The organism is Salinispora mooreana (genome assembly GCF_000379065.1).
GTDB lineage: Bacteria > Actinomycetota > Actinomycetes > Mycobacteriales > Micromonosporaceae > Micromonospora > Micromonospora mooreana.
The window spans coordinates 148,303-168,411 of record NZ_KB900614.1 but is presented as its reverse complement, the minus strand read 5'-3'; the positions used below and the strand labels follow the sequence as shown (position 1 = coordinate 168,411).

Sequence of the window (20,109 nt, the reverse complement as noted above, 5' to 3'; positions counted from 1 at the left end):
AGCGAACTCGGCTGCCCGGCGCCGGCTCGTCCCGTTGCCCACGACCATGACCGGGGTGTTTCTGGCGGGGCTGGCCGCCGGATTTGGGGTGGCCATCCCCGTCGGCGCCATCGCGGTACTCGTCATGGGGCTGGCCGCGCGGACCTCGTTCCGGGTGGGGGCCGCCGCGGCCCTCGGTGTTGCCACGGCCGACGGACTGTACGCGGCCGTCGCCGCCCTCGGCGGGGCGGCCCTGGTCACGGTGCTCACCCCGGTCGCGGGTCCGCTGCGGGTGGTCGCCGCGGTGATACTGCTCGCCCTGGCGACCCACACGGCGGTGCGGGCCCTGCGCTCCGTGCGGTCGGGTTCGGTTGCCGGCCCCGGCCCCGACACCACATCCGCATCCAGCGGTCCGGACGCCGGCAGCCGACCGTTCGCGGGCCGCTGGGGCCTGGAGACGCCGCCCCGGGCGTTCGCCGGGGTGCTGGCGTTGACTCTGTTGAATCCCGCCACCGTCGTCTATTTCGCGGCGCTCGTGCTCGGCCGGCAGGACTCCGCCGCCCCGGCTCTGCCGGCTGCCGGGGCGTTCGTGCTCGGGGCGTTCGTCGCCTCGGCGAGCTGGCAGCTACTGGTCGCCGGGGGTGGCACCATGGTCGGCCGGATCCTCGGCGGTCCCCGTGGCCGGCTCGGCACGGCCCTGGTGTCCAGCGCCATCATCGCTGCGCTCGCCGTCGTCATGCTCGTGGCGGCCTGACCGGGCGAAGGGTAGCCGGACCGCAGGGGTAGGTTCGGGGTGTGCGTAGTAGGCCCGCAGCGGGAGGCGGCCGGTGGGTTGAGGTGGACCCCGGCCGGCTCGCTCGCTGGGTTGCCGGCTTCGCCGACCGGCATGGTCCGTCGATCTCCACCCCGCAGGAGTACGGGCTGCTGTTGACCGCTCCGGACGGTGCGACCGCTGAGATGCACGCCCCGCCCGGCGTATCCGGCGCGGCCGACCTGGACGGGTTCCTGGCGGCCGTGTCCCGGCCCCGACGGATCGGCCTGCTGCTCGCCCGCAAGGGTGCGATGGCCCTCGGCGTCGCCGAGGGAGCGGAGCTGGTCGTGTCGAAGGTCGATACCCACTACGTGCAGGGCCGCACGGCTGCCGGCGGTTGGTCGCAGCAGCGATTCGCCCGGCGGCGGGAGAATCAGGCGAAGGCGGCGGTGGCGGACGCGGTCGAGCTGGCCGTGCGCCTGCTGCTGCCGGCGGTGCCGACGCTCGCCGCCCTGGTCTGTGGTGGTGACCGCCGGACGGTTGACGCGGTGCTCGCGGATCGTCGGCTGGCTCCGCTGGTCGGGTTGCGTGCCGAGCGTCTGCTGACCGTGCCGGAGCCCCGCCGCGCCGTGCTGCTCGACGCCATTCTCGCCGCCCGAGCGGTCCCCATCCTCGTCCGTGATCCCGAGGTGGGGGCCCCGCGCAACGCCGGATCCGCCACCTGACCGGTGGTCGGTGCCGGCCCACGGCGGGCGGCCCGGGACCAGTCAGTGATCTTGGCGGGGGATTCCGCAGGACTGGGCGGGGGTGTCCCGCTACACTTGCCGCGTGCTGCTCTGCGAAGGCTGAACCGCCCCGCACCGACGGTCCTCCGGCCCGCCGGTGCTTTCGCGTGCCCTGAGTCAGCCCTTCCACCCCGAGAGCGAGTCTTCCGACATGATCACTGCCACCGGCCTGGAACTCCGCGCTGGCTCCCGAATTTTGCTCTCCGACACCACGCTGCGGGTGCAGCCGGGGGACCGGATCGGCCTGGTCGGCCGCAACGGCGCCGGCAAGACCACGACGCTGAAGGTGCTGGCCGGCGAGGGGCAGCCGTACGCCGGTCAGATCGACCGCCGCAGCAACATCGGCTACCTGCCGCAGGACCCACGCACCGGCGATCTCGACGTGACCGGACGAGACCGGGTCCTCTCCGCCCGTGGACTCGATCAGCTGATGGCCCGGATGGCCGAGCTGGAGGCGAAGCTCGCCGAGACACCGGAGGACACCTTGGTCCGCCGCTACGGCGTGCTGGAGGACCAGTTCGCCTCGCTCGGCGGATATGCGGCCGAGGCGGAGGCGGCCCGCATCTGCGCCAACCTCGGGCTCCCCGACCGGGCGCTGGCCCAGACCATCGGCACCCTCTCCGGTGGCCAGCGCCGCCGGATCGAACTGGCGCGGATCCTGTTCCGCGACGCGGGCGAGAACGGCGGCGGCATTCTGCTGCTCGACGAGCCGACCAACCACCTGGACGCCGACTCGATCACCTGGCTGCGCGGGTTCCTCGCCAACCACAGGGGCGGCCTGATCGTGATCTCCCACGACGCCGCCCTGCTGGAGGCGGTGGTCAACAAGGTCTGGTTCCTCGACGCCACCCGTTCGGTGGTGGACGTCTACAACCTGGGGTGGAAGGCGTACCTGGAGGCGCGGGAGACCGACGAGCGGCGTCGCCGCCGGGAGCGGGCCAACGCGGAGAAGAAGGCCGGCGCGCTGATGGCGCAGGCGGACAAGATGCGGGCCAAGGCCACCAAGACCGTCGCCGCCCAGAACATGGCCCGACGGGCCCAACGGCTGCTCTCCGGTCTGGAGGAGGTGCGGGTCTCCGACAAGGTGGCGAAGGTCCGCTTCCCCACGCCCGTGGCGTGCGGTCGTACCCCGCTGACCGCGAGTGAACTGTCGAAGTCGTACGGGTCGTTGGAGATCTTCACCGATGTGGATGTCGCGGTCGATCGCGGCTCCCGGGTGGCGATCCTCGGCCTCAACGGCGCCGGTAAGACCACTCTGCTGCGGATCCTCGGTGGCCTGCTGGAACCGGACACCGGCGAGGTGCGGCCCGGACACGGGCTCCGGCTGGGCTACTACGCCCAGGAGCACGAGACCCTGGACGTCGAGCGGACGATTCTGGAACACATGCGCAGTGCGGCGCCGGAGCAGAGTGACACCGATCTGCGCCGGATCCTCGGTGCGTTCCTCTTCTCCGGGGAGGATGTGGAGAAGCCCGCCGGAGTGCTCTCCGGTGGGGAGAAGACCCGGCTGGCCCTGGCTACGCTGGTCTGCTCCGGGGCGAACGTGCTGCTGTTGGACGAGCCGACGAACAACCTCGACCCGGTCAGCCGGGAGCAGGTGCTGGACGCCATCGCCCGCTATCCCGGGGCGATCGTGCTGGTCACCCACGATCCGGGCGCGGTGACCGCGCTCAAGCCGGATCGGGCCATCCTGCTGCCCGACGGGGACGAGGACGCCTGGAGCGACGACCTCCTGGAACTGGTCGAGCTGGCCTGACCGATCGTGGGCCCCGGTTCTGCCCTATCGGGAAGCCGACATTGCATAGCGTGTCGGTTGGCGAATAGTTGATATCTGGCGCATGATCGTTCGAGGCGGTCTAATAGGTGGGACCGTATCCGAACCGCACAGTCTGGGACGTGAGGACACAGTATGGCAGCCACCGGCACAGCCACCAGCACTGAGAAGGGTCGCCGGATCGTCGGGGCCGAGCGTCAGACGCTCGCCAAGGACCTGGTCAAGCGGTACACCTCGGGGGAGAGCATCCGTGCGCTCGCGGCCTCGACCGGCCGCTCCTACGGATTCATCCACCGGGTGCTCACCGAGTCCGGGGTGCAGCTGCGGCAGCGTGGCGGCGCTCGGCGTCGCAAGAAGGCGTGAGCCGCCGAGCGGCGCCACCCATCAGCACCGTTCCCCGGACCGCCCGGTGACCGCCGAGGCGACCGGGGTCCGGCTGGAGTGCGACGGGGCGGTGGCCACGGTCACGCTGGCCCGGCCCGACGTGCTCAACGCGCAGACTCCGGCGATGTGGCAGGCGATGCGTGACTTCTCCCGGAAGCTCCCCGGCGACGTGCGCGTCGTGGTCGTCCGCGGTGAAGGCCGGGCCTTCTCCGCCGGCCTTGACCTGTCGGTGGTGGGGGCGTCCGGGCCGGGCTCCTTCGCCGAGCTCTCCACTCTGCCCGAGCAGGAGTGCGCGGACCGGATCGCCGAGCTCCAGGACGCCTTCACCTGGCTGCACCGCCCCGACCTGGTGTCGATCGCGGCCGTGCAGGGGCACGCGATCGGTGCCGGATTTCAGCTGGCGCTCGCCTGCGACCTGCGGGTTCTCGCCGAGGATGTCCGGTTCTCCATGGCTGAGGTGACGCTCGGGCTGGTCCCCGACCTGGCCGGCACCAAGCGCCTGGTCGAGCTGGTGGGCTACTCGCGCGCCCTGGAGCTCTGCGCCACCGGGCGGCGGCTGGACGCCGCCGAGGCGGACCGGATCGGGCTGGCGACCCTGGTCGTGCCGACCGGGGAGCTGGCCGGCGCGGTCAGCGACCTGACGGCGGGGCTACTCGCCAATGACCGAAACGCGGTCGTAGAGATCAAGGCGTTGCTCGCCGGCGCGTCTGGCCGCACCCCGGCCGAGCAGGAACGGGCCGAGCGGGAGGCGCAGACCCGGCGGCTGCGGGAACTCGCCGGCCGGGGAGAGTAGTAAGGGCCGTACGGGAAGATTCGGGTTGTTGGGCGGGTTGTCACAGGCGTCGGGAGAATCGACCCGGAGGTGGTGGTCGGCCCGATGACCCGGAGGTGACCGTGTCCAATCCGATGTCCGGCGGCGGCATGGGCGGCTGGAGCATGCTCCGGTCAATGCGCAGCCACGACGAGATCTCGGCGCATCGGCTCCAGCGCGGGGTGGCGCGTCGGATCGTCGGCTTCGCCCAGCCGTACCGGCGGGACATCGTCGTCTTCCTGGCTACCGTCGTGCTGGCCGCGATGATCGGGGTCGCCACCCCGGTGCTCGCCGGCAAGGTGATCGACGCCATCACGCGGGGTGGTACCGAGGCATCCGCCCTGGTGGTCCGGCTGGCGTTGGTGATCGCGGCGCTCGCGGTGGTCGATGCGCTGCTCTCGCTCGCCCAACGGTGGTATTCGGCCCGCATCGGTGAGGGCATCATCCTCGACCTGCGGACCCGGGTCTATGACCACGTCCAGCGGATGCCGTTGCAGTTCTTCTCCCGGACGCAGACCGGCGCGCTGGTCAGCCGACTCAACAACGACGTGCTCGGCGCGCAGCGCGCGTTCACCTCAACTCTCTCCGGGGTGGTCAGTAACGTCATCCAGCTGGTACTCACCGCAGCGGTGATGTTCACCTTGTCGTGGCAGATCACCGCGCTGTCGCTGGTGCTGCTACCGGTGTTCATCATTCCGGCCCGCCGGGTCGGGCGGCGCCTCGCCGAGATCACCCGAGAGTCCTACAACCTCGACGCGAAGATGAACGCGACGATGACCGAGCGCTTCGGCGTCTCCGGGGCACTGCTGGTCAAGCTCTTCGGCCAGCCCGACAATGAGGCGCGCCGGTTCGCCGGGCGGGCCGAGCGGGTCCGGGACATCGGCATCCAGTCCGCGATGTACTCGCGGACCTTCTTCGTGGCGATGCTGCTGGTCGCTTCGCTCGCGCAGGCCCTCACCTACGGGTTGGGCGGGTGGCTGGCGGTCACCGGCAGTGTCAGCGCCGGCACCGTCGTAACGCTCGCGCTACTGCTCACCCGGCTCTACGGCCCACTCACCGCGCTCTCCAACGTGCGGGTTGACGTGATGAGCGCGTTGGTCTCGTTCGACCGGGTCTACGAGGTGCTCGACCTGCAACCCGCCATCACCGAGAAGGCCGCCCCCGTCACCGTGCCGCGGGGCGACGGTCGGGTCGAGTTCCGGTCGGTGCGTTTCCGCTATCCGAGCGCCGCCGAGATCTCGCTGGCCTCCCTGGAGGAGGTCGCCGCACTCGATCGTACGGCCACCGAGCCGGTGCTTCGGGGCGTGTCGTTCACCGTCGAGCCGGGGCAGATGGTCGCCCTGGTCGGACCCTCCGGCGCAGGCAAGTCGACCCTCTCCATGCTGATTTCTCGGCTCTACGACGTTACCGACGGTCAGGTGCTCGTCGGCGGGGTTGATGTCCGGGACGCCAGCCTGGACTCTCTGCGCGACGAGATCGGCGTCGTCACCCAGGACTCACACCTGTTCCACGAGACCATCGCCGAGAACCTGCGGTACGCCAAGCCGGCGGCGACCGACGACGAACTCTGGGCTGCCCTCGCCGGTGCTCAGGTGGCGGACCTCGTGCGGGCGTTGCCCGACGGCCTGGACACGGTGGTGGGGGAGCGCGGCTATCGCTTCTCCGGCGGGGAGAAGCAGCGCATCGCGATCGCCCGGGTTCTGCTCAAGGCACCCTCGATCGTGATCCTCGACGAGGCCACCGCGCATCTGGACTCGGAGAGCGAGGCGGCGGTGCAGCGGGCGCTATCGGTGGCCTTGACGGGGCGGACCGCGCTGGTCATCGCGCACCGGCTCTCCACGGTGCGGGAGGCCGACCAGATTCTCGTACTCGATCAGGGGCGGATCGTCGAGCGGGGGCGACATGATGAGCTGGTCGTCCTGGGTGGACTCTACGCCGAGCTGTACCGGGCGCAGTTCGCGGTCGCCGACTCGCCCACGCCGTACCAGGACGCGACCGGGCCGGAGCCGGAGCCGGAGCCGGTGACGCTGTCGATGCGCTCCTACGTTGCCGAGGAGGCGCTGCCGCCGGCCGCCGCCAACTAGCCGGCGCCGGCTGTCCCCGACCGGCGTCTGCTGCGGGGGAACTGGGTGACTACAGGCCGCGCAGTGCGCCGCCATCCACCGGTAGCGTGATTCCGGTCAGGTAGCTGGCGGCGGGGGAGAGCACAAAGGCGGCCACCCGGCCGAACTCCGCCGGCTCACCCAGCCGGCGGAGCGGGATCTCCGCCTCCGCCGTGGCGCGGGCCTGTTCGGGGTCCCCGGCGGCCGCGAAGAGCTGCGCGTTTCGGTCGGTCAGGATCCGCCCTGGCAGCAGCCCCACCACCCGGACGCCCCGGGGGCCGTACTCGTCGGCCATGTCCTTGGCGACCCCGGCCAGGCCGGGCCGAAGGCCGTTGGAGATGCCGAGGCCGGCCAGCGGCGCCCGGGCCGAGGTGGACAGCACCAGCCCGATCACTCCGCCAGCGGGCAGCGCGGCGGCGACGGTCCGGGCCATTCGAACGGTGCCGAGGAAGATCGTTTCGAAGGAGCTGCGCCACTGCTCGTCGGTCACCGTGGCCGCACTACCCGGAGGTGGGCCGCCGACCGACACCAGCGCGCCGTCCAGCCGTCCGAACGTGTCCCGGGCGGTCGCCGTCAGCCGCTCGGGCAGCTCCGGGTCGGCCAGGTCGGCGGTCACGCCGACGGCGTACGCGGGGCCACCGAGGCGGTGGGCGGCGGCGGTCACCGCCTCGGCGTCCCGGGCGGCGAGGACGACCCGAGCCCCGTCGGCGACGAGCGCCTCGGCGGTCGCGAAGCCGAGGCCCCGGGAAGCACCGGTAAGCACGTACACGCGGTCGTTCACGCCGAGATCCATGCCCTGATCCTGCCGCATCCGGCACCGTCAAGCGGACCGGCTGGGTCCGGCGGCGGGCGGGACGTAGGAGGCGCACCCGTCCGGCGAGGGGCAGCGGGTCGCTGGTGGTCAACCGCCGATCCGGGTCCACGTTGACCGCGCCAGCGCTGCGGAGCCCCGCCAGAGATGTTCAGTCGTGGGGGATGGAACCCACTGTGGGTCACCGGTGCCCACGGAAAGGAGGCCGCCAGGGCAGGGATGATCAACGCCGGCGGACTGCCTCCTCGACCAGGTTGAGCACCGGTCCGAGGTCGTCGGCGGGACGGCCCATCGCCAGGTGCAGGACCAGACCGTCGTACGCCAGCTTCAGGAACTGGGCGAGCACATCGAGAGGGATGTCGTCGCGGAGGACGCCCGCCTCGCGCTGGCGGAGTAGGCGGTCGCGGGTGGCCTCGGCGATCGCCGCGGACCGTTCGGTCCACCGTCGGGCGAAGGCGGGATCGGTGCGGAGCCGGCGCGAGACCTCCAGCTGGCTGCCCAGCCAGCCCGTCGTGTCGGGGGAGGCAGCCCGGGCCAGCAAGTCGCGCATCACCTGCACCAGGCCATTGCGGGCGACAGTTTCGACCATCGCCGCCGCATCGTCCTCGGCCACGGCGAGGAAGAGGGAGTCCTTGTCGCGGAAGTGGTGGAAGATCGCTCCGCGGGACAGCCCGGTCGCCTCCTCCAGGCGGCGCACGGTGGCGCCCTCGTACCCGTGTCGAGCGAAGCAGACCCGGGCGGCGGTGAGGATCTCCTGCCGGCGCGCGTCAAGTTGGTCCTGACTTACTCTGGGCACGGGTCGATCGTGTCAAACCACCCGGGCGTCCCGCAAACCGTACGTACGGCTTGTGGTTTGACCCGCCGGCTGGTAGCCCCGAGTCCGCCCTCTTCGGCGAATCATCCTGCCAGGTTTTCATCCGTTTGTCATAAAATTCTGGCCATTTGGCTGTCTGGGTCTGTCGGGCGGATGTCTCGGTCCCGTAAGGTGCCGGAGTGCCGCTGCTCCTTCTTGACCTGGACAACACCCTGCTCGATCGAGAAAATGTGTTCCGGTCCTGGAGTGAGCGCTTCCTGGTCAAAATCGGTGCGCCGCCAGGTGACCTCGATTGGCTGCTCTCCGTTGACGCGGACGGGCTTACCGATCGGTGGGATGTGGCCGATGCGATCCGTAACCGCTACTCGTTGGCGGTCCGCTCGGTCGACCTGGTGGAGGAGCTGCACGACGGGGTGCTCGCCGGCACCCGACTTGATCCACTGGTGGCATGCGCGCTGCGGATCGTCGGTGACGCCGGGTGGATGCCGGTGGTGGTCTGCAACGGGGCGGTACGACAGCAGGAGGAGAAGATCCGGCGAACCGGGCTGGACCGCTACCTGGTCGACTGGGTGATCTCCGAGGCGGCTGGCGTCAGCAAGCCGAACCCGCGAATCTTCGCCCTGGCCGCGCAGCGGGTTCGGATGCCGCTGCGCGGGGCCTGGGTGGTCGGCGACGGCCCGGAGGCGGACATCGGCGGTGCCGCGGCCATGGGGTTGCCCAGCGTCTGGCTGCACCGGGGGCGTACCTGGACCGACGGACGGTTCGCCCCCACCTTCACGGTCGACGGTCTGATCGCCGGCCTCGCCGCGGTGCTCGCGGCGTAATTCCGGTTGCCGTGTGGCGATCCGACGGCGAGTATGGGGCCGCACGATGCATCCCGGGCGAGTGGCCCGTCGAGGAGAGGAGGTCGGTCATGGCCGTCTGCACAGGTCACTTCCAGCTGTCTTCATTGACCTCGACCGAGGGATCTCACCGCAGTGCGCGATCACGACTCTCCGGCGCCGGAGCGCCGGAACCGCGGCAGACGCCGCTTCGACGATGACGAACCACGCTTCACCACGCGCGGGCGGCGAGCCGGGCCGCAGCCCGCTGACACCGACCCGCTGCCGGGCGCCCAGACCTGGTCGACCTGGGACGACGCGGTCCACGGTCCCCAGCCATACCCCGCCTGGCTGGTGACGGAGCTGGCCGCCAAGGACACCGATCTGGGCGTGCTCAAGACCGGCAAGGAGGCGGACGTCCATCTCGTCCGCCGCGCCGTGCCCGACACCGATCGGTCCTGCCTACTCGCGGCCAAACGATACCGAGATGCCGACCACCGGCTCTTCCACCGGGACGCGGGCTATCTGGAGGGGCGGCGCGTCCGACGCTCCCGGGAGATGCGGGCGATGACCCGGCGAACCGCGTTCGGCCGGCAGATGATCGCCGGACAGTGGGCGGCGGCGGAGTTCGCCATGCTCGGCCGCCTCTGGGAGATCGGTGCCCGGTACGGCACGATCAGGGTGCCCTACCCGGTCCAGCTACGCGGCACCGAGCTGATGCTGGAGTTTCTCGGTGACTGCGACGAGGGGCAGGCCGCCCCACGGCTGGCGCAGCTTCGGCCGGCGGAGGCCGACCTGTGCGACCTGTGGGAACAACTCGTCGAGGCGCTGGTGGCACTCGCTCGGGCTGGCCACGCCCACGGTGACCTGTCGCCCTACAACCTGCTGGTGCACCAGGGGCGCCTGGTCCTCATCGACCTGCCTCAGGTCGTGGACCTGGTCGCCAATCCGCAGGGGCCGGAGTACCTGGCCCGAGACGTTCGGGTGGTCGCCACCTGGTTCGTCGCCCGTGGCCTGCCGGCGGAGCAGGCCGACCCGCTAGCCCTCACCGAACGTCTGCTCCGGGAGGCGGGCCTGGGTTGAGCACTGCTCGGGGTGGCGGCCCGCGTTGAACACCGCCTCGAGTGGCGGGAGGGCACGGTGCCCGCCCCTACTGGAGGTAGCGTGCCACCTCTGGCGCCGGACGTACGCCCTGGGCGTCCGGGTCGCCGTGGGTGGAGCGGGCGGCACGCCGCCGGCGGAGCAGGTCCCAGCACTGGTCCAGCGACGCCGCCAGATCCCGGAGCCGGTCGCGGCTCTCGTCGTCGGTGCCCTCCTCGTTGGCCTGGGCCGCGGCGCGGAGCTGGTGTTCCTCGTCAACCAGCTCGGAGATGCGCTTCAGGATGGTCTTGTCGTCCATGACCACGAGCCTGGCACAGCATGGCGAGATCACACCCGAGATCGGGCTGCTGTCTCGCGGCGACGTCCGGTCAGCCGCTTCGGTACGTAGCCCCGGCCCGATGGCGCAGCTCAGGACGGACACCAGCCTGACCCCGGGTGGATCGCGACGGGGCCCCCACACCGGTGGGAGCCCCGTCCGTTACCGCTCTAGCCGATCATCCGGCGCAGCACGTACTGCAGGATGCCGCCGTGCCGGAAGTAGTCCGCCTCTCCCGGAGTGTCGATGCGCACCACCGCGTCGAACTCGACCCCGGTGTCGGTGGTGACCTGCACGGTCCGCGGGGTGTCGCCCTCGTTGAGGGTGGTGACTCCGGTGACGCAGAAGGACTCGGTGCCGGACAGGCCCAGCGACTCGGCGGTCTCACCGGCCGGGAACTGCAATGGCAGGACGCCCATACCGATCAGGTTGGAGCGGTGGATCCGCTCGTATGACTCGGCGATGACCGCCTTGACGCCCAGCAGCATCGTGCCCTTGGCGGCCCAGTCCCGGGACGAGCCCGAACCGTACTCCTTACCGGCCAGGATGATCAGCGGGATCCCCGCCTCCTGGTAGGCCTCCGCGGCCTCGTAGATGGTGCTCTCTTCGCCGGTCAGGTGGTTGACCGTGAAGCCGCCCTCCGGAAGCGCGGCCCCGGCGGCGGAGTCGCCACTGGGCACCCGAAGCTGGTTGCGCAACCGGATGTTGGCGAAGGTGCCCCGAATCATCACCTCGTGGTTACCCCGGCGGGAGCCGTACGAGTTGAACTCGTGCCGCGGCACGCCGTGCTCGGCGAGGTACCGACCAGCGGGGGAGTCGGCCTTGATCGCACCAGCGGGCGAGATGTGGTCGGTGGTTACCGAGTCGCCGAGCTTGGCCAGGACCCGCGCCGCCCCGATGTCGCGGACCGGAGCGGGCTCGCGCTGCATGCCCTCGAAGTACGGGGGCTTGCGGACGTAGGTCGACTCGCCCTCCCAGGCGAAGGTGTCGCCGGTCGGCGTCGGCAGCGACTGCCACCGCTCGTCACCGGCGAAGACATCCGCGTACGCCGAGCTGAAGCCACCGGCGCCGATCGCGGCGGCGATGACCTCCTGGATCTCGGTGCTGCTCGGCCAGATGTCGCGCAGGAACACCGGGTTCCCCTGGGCGTCCTCGCCGATCGGCTCGTTGGCCAGGTCGATGTCCATGGTGCCGGCGAGCGCGTACGCGACCACCAGCGGCGGAGACGCCAGGTAGTTCATCTTGACGTCTGGGTTGATCCGGCCCTCGAAGTTGCGGTTGCCGGAGAGCACCGAGACGACCGAGAGGTCCTTCTCGTTCACCGCCGCGGAGATCTCTTCCGGCAACGGGCCGGAGTTGCCGATGCAGGTGGTGCAGCCGTAGCCGACCAGGTGGAAGCCGAGCTTCTCCAGGTACGGGGTGAGGCCGGCCCGCTCGTAGTAGTCCATGACGACCTTCGAGCCCGGGGCGAGGGTGGTCTTCACCCACGGCTTGCGGGCCAGACCCCGCTCCACCGCGTTGCGGGCCAGCAGCGCGGCGCCGATCATCACCTGCGGGTTGGAGGTGTTGGTGCAGGAAGTGATGGCGGCGATCACCACCGCACCGTGGTCCAGCTCGAACTCGGTGCCGTCGGCGCCGGTGACCCGGATCGGGTTGGTGGCCCGGCCGCCAGCGCCCACCGCCGCGGTCACCAGTTCGCGTGGGGCGTCAGCGGGGTCGGTGACCTCGTTGGCGGGGGCGTCGCTGGCCGGGAAGGACTCAGCGCTGGCCTCGTCGGCGGGGCCGCTGATGCCCTGTTCGCTGCCGGCCGCGTCCGCGGCGACGTATTCGGTGAGCGCTGCCCGGAACAAGGTCTTGGCGTTGCCCAGCGGCACCCGGTCCTGGGGCCGCTTCGGGCCGGCGAGCGAGGGCTCGATGCTGCCCAGGTCCAGCTCCAGCCGCTCCGAGTAGTTCGGCTCCGCGGCCGGGTCGTGCCAGAGGCCCTGCTCCTTCGCGTACGCCTCGACAAGCGCGACCTGCTGCGGGTCGCGCCCGGTCAGCTCCAGGTAGCGCACGGTTTCGGCGTCGATCGGGAAGATCGCGACAGTGGAGCCGTACTCCGGGGACATGTTGCCGATGGTGGCCCGGTTGGCCAGTGGCACCGCGCTGACGCCGGGGCCGTAGAACTCGACGAACTTGCCGACCACACCGTGCTTGCGCAGCATCTCGGTGATGGTCAGGACCAGGTCGGTGGCGGTGGTGCCGGCCGGCATCTCACCGGAGAGCTTGAAGCCGACGACCCGGGGAATGAGCATGCTGACCGGCTGGCCGAGCATCGCGGCCTCGGCCTCGATGCCGCCGACGCCCCAGCCGAGCACGCCGAGGCCGTTGACCATCGTGGTGTGCGAGTCGGTGCCGACCACCGTGTCCGGGTAGGCCTGGCCGTTGCGCTCCATCACCGTACGGGCGAGGTATTCGATGTTGACCTGGTGCACGATGCCGGTGCCCGGCGGGACGACCTTGAACTCGTTGAACGCGGTCTGACCCCAGCGCAGGAACTGGTAGCGCTCCTTGTTGCGCTCGTACTCCAGCTCTACGTTGCGCTGGAAGGCGTCCTCGCGGCCGAACAGGTCGGCGATCACGGAGTGGTCGATGACCAACTCGGCCGGGGCGAGCGGGTTGACCTTGGTCGGGTCGCCCCCCAGATCCCGCACGGCCTCACGCATGGTGGCCAGGTCAACCACGCAGGGCACGCCGGTGAAGTCCTGCATCAGCACCCGTGCCGGGGTGAACTGGATCTCCACGCTCGGGTCCGCGGTCGGCTCCCAGGCACCGAGCTGCCGGATGTGGTCGGCGGTGATGTTCGCGCCGTCCTCGGTCCGGAGCAGGTTCTCCAGGAGGATTTTCAGGCTGTAGGGGAGCCGTTCGTGCCCCTGCACCTTGTTGATCTTGAAAATCTCGTAGCTCGCGTCGCCGACGCGCAGCTGGGTCTTCGCACCGAAGGTGTCGAGGCTCGCCACGTCGTACTCCTTCACACCAGTGGCCGTGAGCAGTCCTGAGCAGTCTGTCGCACCGACGGGGGCGGTGCGGTGCTTAGGTGGCCCTTACCTGCACCGACTGCGCGTAAAAACCGTACGTCCGTCTTGCTATTCATGCAACCTCGGCTCGCGGGTGGAGTGGGCCGGCGCTGGTGGGCGTCGATGTCGTTTTGGTCATTTTGGCCCGGAATTTACCTCTGGTTGCTATATCGTCGGTAAATGGCAATATTAATCTTTGCGGTGCTGCTCCTCGCCGGCTGGCTCACCGTGCGGGGCAGTCGGCGTGCGACGGTCCTCGTCGTGTGGACGGTTGCGCTCTGCGCCGTCCTGGCGGTGTTCAACCACCACATGGCGGCGAAACTGTCGCTGAACTTCTGATCGATAAGGGGTGTCATGACCGGCCGCCTGGGCTTCTGGCTCGCGCACCTCTTCGTTCTCGCCTACTGCGGTGTGCTGCTTGCCGGGTTCGTGGTGCAGTTTGGGGCCGACGAGCTCCCATGCCCGCTCTGCATCCTGCAACGGCAGGCCATGATCCTGGTGATGTGTGGGCCGCTCTACATCATCGGGCGGGCCCGCCGTGGAGACGTAACGCTCGCCGACTACACCATGGGTTACGGAATGAGTATCGTCGCCGCCGTGGTCGGCGCCGGCGTGGCGGCCCGTCAGATTCTGCTGCACATCGTGCCGCCAGATCCCGGCTACGGGTCGGCCGTTCTTGGGCTGCACCTCTACACCTGGTCGTTTATCACGTTCTGCGTCGTGTTGGTGTTCTGTGGAGTGAGCCTCATCTTCGGCCGTGAGCTGGTGCCGCGGGGAGTGCGGTTCGGCTGGGCGTCGAAGGTGGTCTGCGGGCTGTTCCTGGTGATTGTGGCGGCGAACCTGGTGGCGGTCTTCTTCGAACTGGGCTTCCACTGGTTCCTGCCGCCCGACCCCACTCGCTACGAGACCTTCCATGGCCTGCCACTGCTGGGCGCTGCGGCGATGTCAGGCGGCGCGGTGGGGTGAGGGCTGCGTCCGGGCGTGAGCCGTGCAAGATGTCTGCCCGCCTCCGACTGTGGTTGCAAGGTATTGCAGAAAATTTCAGCGGCAGCTAGCGTGCGGCTCATCAGCGACCAGAGGAAGGCCGTCGATGAAACCCCCGCCGATTCCGCGCAAGGCGCTGCTCACTCTCGCCTCGCTGGCGACCCTCACCCTCGCCGGCACCACCACCTTCGTTCACCCTGAACCGCCCGACGATGCCGATGTGCTGGCCGTGACCGGTGCCGAGCCGTGGACCGCCGAGCACCTCGCCACCACGCTGCTCGCCGCCGGTAGTCACCAACAACCGGAAACCGGGACCACCGTCGGCCTCGACCTCACCGGGCAGAAGGCGCACTGGATCGACCGCCGCACGGTCGCCTGGCCGACCGAGGTCCCGGACCGCACGACGTACGCCCTGGTGACCGCCGCGGCCGGCGGGGTGACCCTGGTTGACGGCGAACTCACCGGGACGTACCGGACGATCCCGCTGCAGGTCCGGCGGCACGGGCTGACCGCGGAACAGCGCGAGCGGTTCCCGCACCTGGGGGCGTATCAGGCCCTCACCCTGAACCGACAGCACCTGGCCGATGTGCCGGCGGCGCTGCGCGGACAACTCGTGGTGACCGAGCGGGACGCCGCGGGCATCCTCCGCGCCGCCACCGGCGTCCAGATCCCCGGAGTGCTCGACGACGTCTACGCCTCGGCGACCCGGGCGCGGCTCGGCCCGACCTTCGCCGGTGCGGCGCCGACGCTCGCGGTCTGGGCCCCCACCGCCCGTACGGTGGCACTGCAATTGTTCGACACACCGACGTCGCGACCGCGGCAAATCCCCATGCGCCGGGACGACCGCACCGGCGTGTGGTCGGTGCGGGGAACCCCCTCCTGGACCGGGAAGTACTACCGCTATCAGGTCGAGGCGTGGCAGCCGGCCGAGCAGCAGATGGTCACCGCGGCGGTGACCGACCCGTACTCGCTGGCCCTCGCCCCCGACTCCACCCACAGCCAGATCGTCGACCTCGCCGACCCACGGCTCGCGCCACCAGGCTGGACACGGCTGCGTAAACCGGCGGCGGTCCCGGCGACGCAGGCGCAGATCTCCGAGCTGTCGGTGCGGGACTTCTCGATCGCTGACAGCACGGTGCCGGCCGAGCGACGCGGCACCTTCCGTGCCTTCACCGACCCGAGCACGGCGGGGATGCGACACCTGAGGGCGCTCGGCGATGCCGGTACGACCCACCTGCACCTACTTCCGGCGTTCGACTTCGCCACGATCCCGGAACGCCGCTCCGACCAGCAGCAACCCCCCTGCGACCTGGCGGCGCTCCCGCCGGACTCGGACGAACAGCAGCGATGCGTCGCCGCGGTCGCCGACACCGACGGCTACAACTGGGGGTACGACCCGCTGCACTACACCGTGCCGGAGGGTGGCTACGCCGTTGACCCAGCCGGAGCGGCGCGGACCACCGAGTTCCGGCGGATGGTCGCCGGGGTGAACGACGCCGGGCTGCGGGTGGTGCTCGATGTCGTCTACAACCACACCTCGGCGACGGGCACCGACCCGGACTCGGTGCTGGACCAAGTGGTTCCCGGCTACTACCACCGGCTGCTGGCAGATGGCTCGGTCGCCACCTCAACCTGCTGCGCCAACACCGCACCCGAGCACGCCATGATGGGCAAGCTCGTGGTCGACTCGGTGGTCACCTGGGCGAAAGAGTACAAGGTGGACGGCTTCCGGTTCGACCTGATGGGGCACCATCCGAAGGCGAACATGCTGGCCGTCCGCGCCGCCCTGGACGAGCTGACCGTCGCCCGCGACGGGGTCGACGGTCGCGGCATTCTGCTGTATGGCGAGGGCTGGAACTTCGGCGAGGTGGCCGACGGCGCCCGGTTCGTTCAGGCAACCCAGGCCAACCTGGCCGGCACCGGTATCGGCACCTTCAACGATCGGCTCCGGGACGCGGTGCGCGGGGGTGGCCCCTTCGACGCCAACCCACGGCGACAGGGCTTCGCCTCCGGGCTGTACACCGACCCCAACCACGACCCGGTCAACGGTTCAACGGCGGAGCAGCGCGCGCACCTGCTGCACCAGCACGACCTGATCAAGGTGGGGCTCACCGGCAACCTGCGCGACTACCGGTTCACCAACACCGCCGGCGAGCAGGTAACCGGGGCGCAGGTGGACTACAACGGATCGCCAGCCGGCTACACGACCGCTCCGGGTGAGTCGGTCACCTACGTCGATGCGCACGACAACGAGATCCTGTACGACGCGCTGGCGTACAAGCTGCCAGCGGAGACCGCGCCGGTGGACCGAGCCCGGATGCAGGTGCTTGCGCTCGGCACGGCTCTGCTGGGCCAGGGCACCGGCTTCGTCACCGCCGGCAGTGAGCGGCTGCGGTCGAAGTCCCTGGACCGAAACTCGTACAACTCGGGTGACTGGTTCAACCAGATCCGGTGGGACTGTGCCCAGGGCAACGGGTTCGGCGTCGGGCTCCCGGCCGAGTCCGACAACAAGGACAAGTGGCCGTACGCCCGGCCCCTGCTGGCCGACCCGACGCTGGTGCCCGGTTGCGCGACGATGGACCTGGCCGAGGCGCGGTATGTCGAGCTGCTCCGAATTCGCTCCTCGTCGCCGGTGTTCGGGTTGCGGACGGCGGAGCAGGTGCAGCAGCGGGTGGCGTTCCCGTTGTCGGGTCGCGCGGAGCAGCCCGGCGTGCTGACGATGACGCTGGACAGCCGTGGGTTGGGTGGTCCTTGGCGGTCGGTGACGGTGGTCTTCAACGCCAGGCCGGAGTCGGCTACCCAACAACTCACCGACCTGCGCGGGGCGGACATCAGGCTGCACCCAGAGCTGCGCAGCTCCGCCGATGAGACGCTGCGGACCTCCTTGTTCGCGGCCGACAGCGGCACGTTCACGGTTCCGGCCCGCAGTCTGGCGGTCTTCGTGCAGCGGTGACCTCCGGAACAGTGGGGTCCGGCCCCCTCCGCTGGCGCGGAGGGGGCCGGACTGGCTAGCTGATCGATCAGCCGAAGCAGTTCTCGATCTCGTCGGGGCTACCCTTGCAGTTGGTTGGGGAATTGCCCTTGATCGCGGACTTGTTGTCCACCGTTACTTCACCAAAGGCGCTGAAGACGCCACCCGGCTCGAAGAGGGAGCGGTTCTTCAACACCTTGGTGGCGGTCAGGTCAACACTGCCCGCGACGTTGAAGATCCCGGCTCCGACGATACCGGCGGTGTTTTCGGAGACTGTGCTGTAGCGGAGCGTGACCGCGCTGAGGACGTTGAACACGCCGCCACCGAAGGTGCCAGCCTTGTTCCCCACGATCTTGCTCTTGTCCACGTTGGCAATGGCGCCGAGCGTCAAGGCCATACCGGCACCAACCCCGACAGTGTCGTTGTCGGCAACCTCTGTGCCCTTCACGTAGAGGTTGCTCTGCCCGACCGCCGTGATACCACCACCGGCGAGGAGCGCCAGGTTAGAATTGATCTTTGAGTCCTTGACCGTGGTGTCGCCCCCGATGTCGAGCAGGCCCCCGCCGAAGCCGAGCGTGTTGTTCCCGCTGACATCGGCCTTCTCGAGCTTGACCGTGCCGGCCTCGATGTCGTCACCCCCGACGAATGCCGCCCCGTTGGCGATGCCGGCACCACCAAAGGGGGCACCGTTGTCCTTCACCTTCGACGAAGACACCTTCAGGATGCCGGCGTTGAAGATTCCGCCACCGTAGGTGAGGGCGGCGGAATCCTGCACCGTGGTGTGGTAGAGGCTGGTCTTGCCGAAGTTGGCGATCCCGCCTCCGAGTCCGCCGGCGACATTGTACTCCAGAACGGACTTCTCGAATTCGGCGGAGCCGCCGGACTGCACCAGGACGCCGGCGCCGTCACTGACATTCTCGTCCACGAGCACGTCGGCGGCGTCGTCCCCGTCGGCGGCGTCGTCCCCGTTGCCGTTCTGGCCGTTGCCGTTGCCGTTGGCGTTCTGGCCGTTGCCGTTGGCGTCCTGGCCGTTGCCGTTGCCATTGGCGTTCTGGCCGTTGCCGTTGCCATTGGCGTTCTGGCCGTTGGTGGCGTCGTCCCCATTGGTAGCGCCGGCGCGGTTTGACCATTGTGTGGTCTGTGCCATGTCGGCCGGGGTAGCCGCGTTCGCGGCCGTGCTGGCCGCGTCGGCGGACGCTGCCGTGGCGGCAGGGGTCGTCGTGTCTGCCGTCTCGGTCGGCGTCGCCGTGGCGGCATCGGCGTCCGTGCCCTGCGGCTCGCCCTGCAACAGCGGTAGGTACGGCTGACCGGCCTGGGCTGCCTCGCCCGCCGCGACCGAGTTCGAGAAGCGCGCCCACACCGCTTCCGCGGTGTTCTCGCCCAGCTCGACATCGACGGTCTTGCCGCCCTTGATGGTCAGACCCTCGACCTTCAGATGTCCGCCGCGGCCGACATTGAAGATCCGGAAGGAGTCGGCCTGGCTGTCCCGGACAATCTTGGTGTTGTGGCCGACGAGCTTAATCGGTTCCTCGATCACCGGCAGGCCGTTGCCGAAGTCGTCGGAGCGGGTCAGCGTGTAGGTGCAGTCCTTGGCCAGCTTGAGGACGCCGCCCTGGTTGTCATTGGCGTAGATGATCGCCTGGATCAGCTTGTCGGTCTTGCAGGGCACCTTCCTTTCGCGCTCCTTCTTCTCGCGGTCTTTCCAGTCGTGCCGGCTATCCCAGTCGCCCTCGCGGCCCATGTCCCGGTCCTCGGCGGACCGCTCGCCGTCCTTGGTGACCTGGGTGGTGTTGCCGGACACCTCCTCGGCGCCGGCACCGACTCCGGTAAGGCCGACCAGGGCGATGCCGACCGCGCCGGCGACGCCGCTGGCGAGCCAGAGCTTGCGCCGGCGCTTCGACGTCGCCTCCAGGTCGGCCGCGTTGTTATTCGGTAGGTAGTTGTACATCGGAGCTCTCTGCCCTCTCCTCGTACCAGACAGGGACGCAGCATCACGAAGCCGGTGTCCCTACTACAAATCGGTTGTAGCTCCCAGAAGCACCGTATGAGAAACATCTTCACCTTGAGGGCTTATCCGAAGAAAGTCCGCATTTGTAGTGTTGGTAGCTAGATCAGGACGAGGTTCGGTCTCGGGTCTGGTGCGACCAGGCCTGTAGGGGCAGCCGACTTCGGGGCGTCGCACCCTGGACGGGGTTGTTCGTGTGGTGTGGGGCGCCCGGAGACGGTGCGGGCTCCTCCGGCCGGGTGACGGTCGGAGGAGCCCGCTTTATGTGGTGGTGCTCTCAGCGGGAACTCAGCCAAAGCAGCGTTCCGGGATGGCCGCGCTGCCCAGGTGGTTCGTTGGTTGGTTCTCCTCGATCGCGAACGTCCGCACGACGACGCCGCCGCCCGTGGTGCGGGTCAGCGCGGGGCCGTGGTTCTGGTTGGCGTGGAGGATGGCCTGGGTCGGGCCGCCCCTGGCGCGTAATTTGTGATCTTGGTGGACATCAGAGCGTTCGCCCTTTCGGCTCCCAGAAGGCCCGTACCAGCCGAAGGTGGCGTGACCTGCTACAAATCGGCTTCCACTCTCTGATGAACACCGTAATAGAGGATCCATCGCGGATGAGGATGTATCCGAAAAAGCTACTTATTTGAGGCACGTGGGAGTGA

General features: G+C 69.5%; 16 protein-coding genes. 11 read left to right on the top strand and 5 right to left on the bottom strand.

Annotated features, from left to right (window positions below; genetic code table 11):
- Positions 1 to 34: 34 nt before the first annotated feature.
- The 6 genes from SALPAC6_RS0100790 to SALPAC6_RS0100765 all read left to right on the top strand — a co-directional run bounded on the left by SALPAC6_RS0100790 (position 35) and on the right by SALPAC6_RS0100765 (position 6,568).
- Positions 35 to 733, top strand: coding sequence for a LysE family transporter (locus tag SALPAC6_RS0100790; RefSeq protein ID WP_026189207.1), 699 nt, complete (start codon positions 35 to 37; stop codon positions 731 to 733).
- 41 nt (positions 734 to 774) lie between these two features.
- Positions 775 to 1,455, top strand: a complete 681-nt coding sequence (locus SALPAC6_RS0100785) for an acVLRF1 family peptidyl-tRNA hydrolase (RefSeq protein ID WP_263404706.1) — start codon at positions 775 to 777, stop codon at positions 1,453 to 1,455.
- Positions 1,456 to 1,666: 211 nt separating this feature from the next.
- Entirely contained in the window at positions 1,667 to 3,271 is a 1,605-nt protein-coding gene (locus SALPAC6_RS0100780; RefSeq protein ID WP_018251538.1) for an ABC-F family ATP-binding cassette domain-containing protein, read from the top strand.
- 153 nt (positions 3,272 to 3,424) lie between these two features.
- A complete protein-coding gene (locus tag SALPAC6_RS0100775) occupies positions 3,425 to 3,652 on the top strand; it encodes a helix-turn-helix domain-containing protein (protein ID WP_007462679.1) in 228 nt (75 codons plus the stop codon).
- A 46-nt stretch (positions 3,653 to 3,698) separates the two neighbouring features.
- On the top strand, positions 3,699 to 4,466 hold the full coding sequence (locus tag SALPAC6_RS0100770; RefSeq protein WP_018251537.1) for an enoyl-CoA hydratase/isomerase family protein: 768 nt from the start codon (positions 3,699 to 3,701) through the stop codon (positions 4,464 to 4,466).
- A gap of 113 nt (positions 4,467 to 4,579) precedes the next feature.
- Positions 4,580 to 6,568, top strand: coding sequence for an ABC transporter ATP-binding protein (locus SALPAC6_RS0100765; protein WP_033666514.1), 1,989 nt, complete (start codon positions 4,580 to 4,582; stop codon positions 6,566 to 6,568).
- Positions 6,569 to 6,617: 49 nt separating this feature from the next.
- On the opposite strand, the gene SALPAC6_RS0100760 is transcribed toward SALPAC6_RS0100765, so the two are convergent.
- Together SALPAC6_RS0100760 and SALPAC6_RS0100755 are read right to left on the bottom strand one after the other, a co-directional pair.
- Entirely contained in the window at positions 6,618 to 7,379 is a 762-nt protein-coding gene (locus tag SALPAC6_RS0100760) for an SDR family oxidoreductase (protein WP_018251535.1), read from the bottom strand.
- Positions 7,380 to 7,620: 241 nt separating this feature from the next.
- Positions 7,621 to 8,193: a TetR/AcrR family transcriptional regulator gene (locus SALPAC6_RS0100755; protein WP_018223396.1), complete on the bottom strand. Its 573-nt coding sequence runs from the start codon at positions 8,191 to 8,193 to the stop codon at positions 7,621 to 7,623.
- Positions 8,194 to 8,390: 197 nt separating this feature from the next.
- Between SALPAC6_RS0100755 and SALPAC6_RS0100750 the strand changes: the two genes are divergently transcribed.
- Together SALPAC6_RS0100750 and SALPAC6_RS0100745 are read left to right on the top strand one after the other, a co-directional pair.
- Entirely contained in the window at positions 8,391 to 9,035 is a 645-nt protein-coding gene (locus SALPAC6_RS0100750) for an HAD family hydrolase (RefSeq protein ID WP_018251534.1), read from the top strand.
- Positions 9,036 to 9,188: 153 nt separating this feature from the next.
- Complete coding sequence (locus SALPAC6_RS0100745) at positions 9,189 to 10,115, top strand: serine protein kinase RIO (RefSeq protein WP_018251533.1); 927 nt, start codon at positions 9,189 to 9,191, stop codon at positions 10,113 to 10,115.
- Positions 10,116 to 10,182: 67 nt separating this feature from the next.
- Here the strand turns inward: SALPAC6_RS0100745 and SALPAC6_RS0100740 are convergent, their stop codons facing one another.
- Positions 10,183 to 10,431 (bottom strand): DUF2630 family protein, encoded by a 249-nt coding sequence (locus SALPAC6_RS0100740; RefSeq protein ID WP_018251532.1) that lies wholly within the window; start codon positions 10,429 to 10,431, stop codon positions 10,183 to 10,185.
- Between the two features lie 188 nt (positions 10,432 to 10,619).
- Positions 10,620 to 13,463, bottom strand: a complete 2,844-nt coding sequence (locus SALPAC6_RS0100735) for an aconitate hydratase (protein ID WP_018251531.1) — start codon at positions 13,461 to 13,463, stop codon at positions 10,620 to 10,622.
- 222 nt (positions 13,464 to 13,685) lie between these two features.
- Here SALPAC6_RS0100735 and SALPAC6_RS29595 point away from each other — a divergent pair, with 222 nt between their 5' ends.
- From SALPAC6_RS29595 to pulA, 3 genes are all read left to right on the top strand, one after another.
- Complete coding sequence (locus SALPAC6_RS29595) at positions 13,686 to 13,844, top strand: DUF5993 family protein (protein WP_188115244.1); 159 nt, start codon at positions 13,686 to 13,688, stop codon at positions 13,842 to 13,844.
- A gap of 15 nt (positions 13,845 to 13,859) precedes the next feature.
- Positions 13,860 to 14,471, top strand: a complete 612-nt coding sequence (locus tag SALPAC6_RS0100725; protein WP_018251529.1) for a disulfide bond formation protein B — start codon at positions 13,860 to 13,862, stop codon at positions 14,469 to 14,471.
- A 124-nt stretch (positions 14,472 to 14,595) separates the two neighbouring features.
- Positions 14,596 to 17,442 carry a pullulanase-type alpha-1,6-glucosidase gene (pulA, locus tag SALPAC6_RS0100720; RefSeq protein ID WP_018251528.1) on the top strand — a complete coding sequence of 949 codons (2,847 nt, stop codon included), beginning with the start codon at positions 14,596 to 14,598 and terminating at the stop codon, positions 17,440 to 17,442.
- Between the two features lie 67 nt (positions 17,443 to 17,509).
- Here pulA and SALPAC6_RS0100715 read toward each other — a convergent pair whose 3' ends face one another.
- Positions 17,510 to 19,408, bottom strand: coding sequence for a hypothetical protein (locus SALPAC6_RS0100715; RefSeq protein ID WP_018251527.1), 1,899 nt, complete (start codon positions 19,406 to 19,408; stop codon positions 17,510 to 17,512).
- Positions 19,409 to 20,109 lie beyond the last annotated feature (701 nt).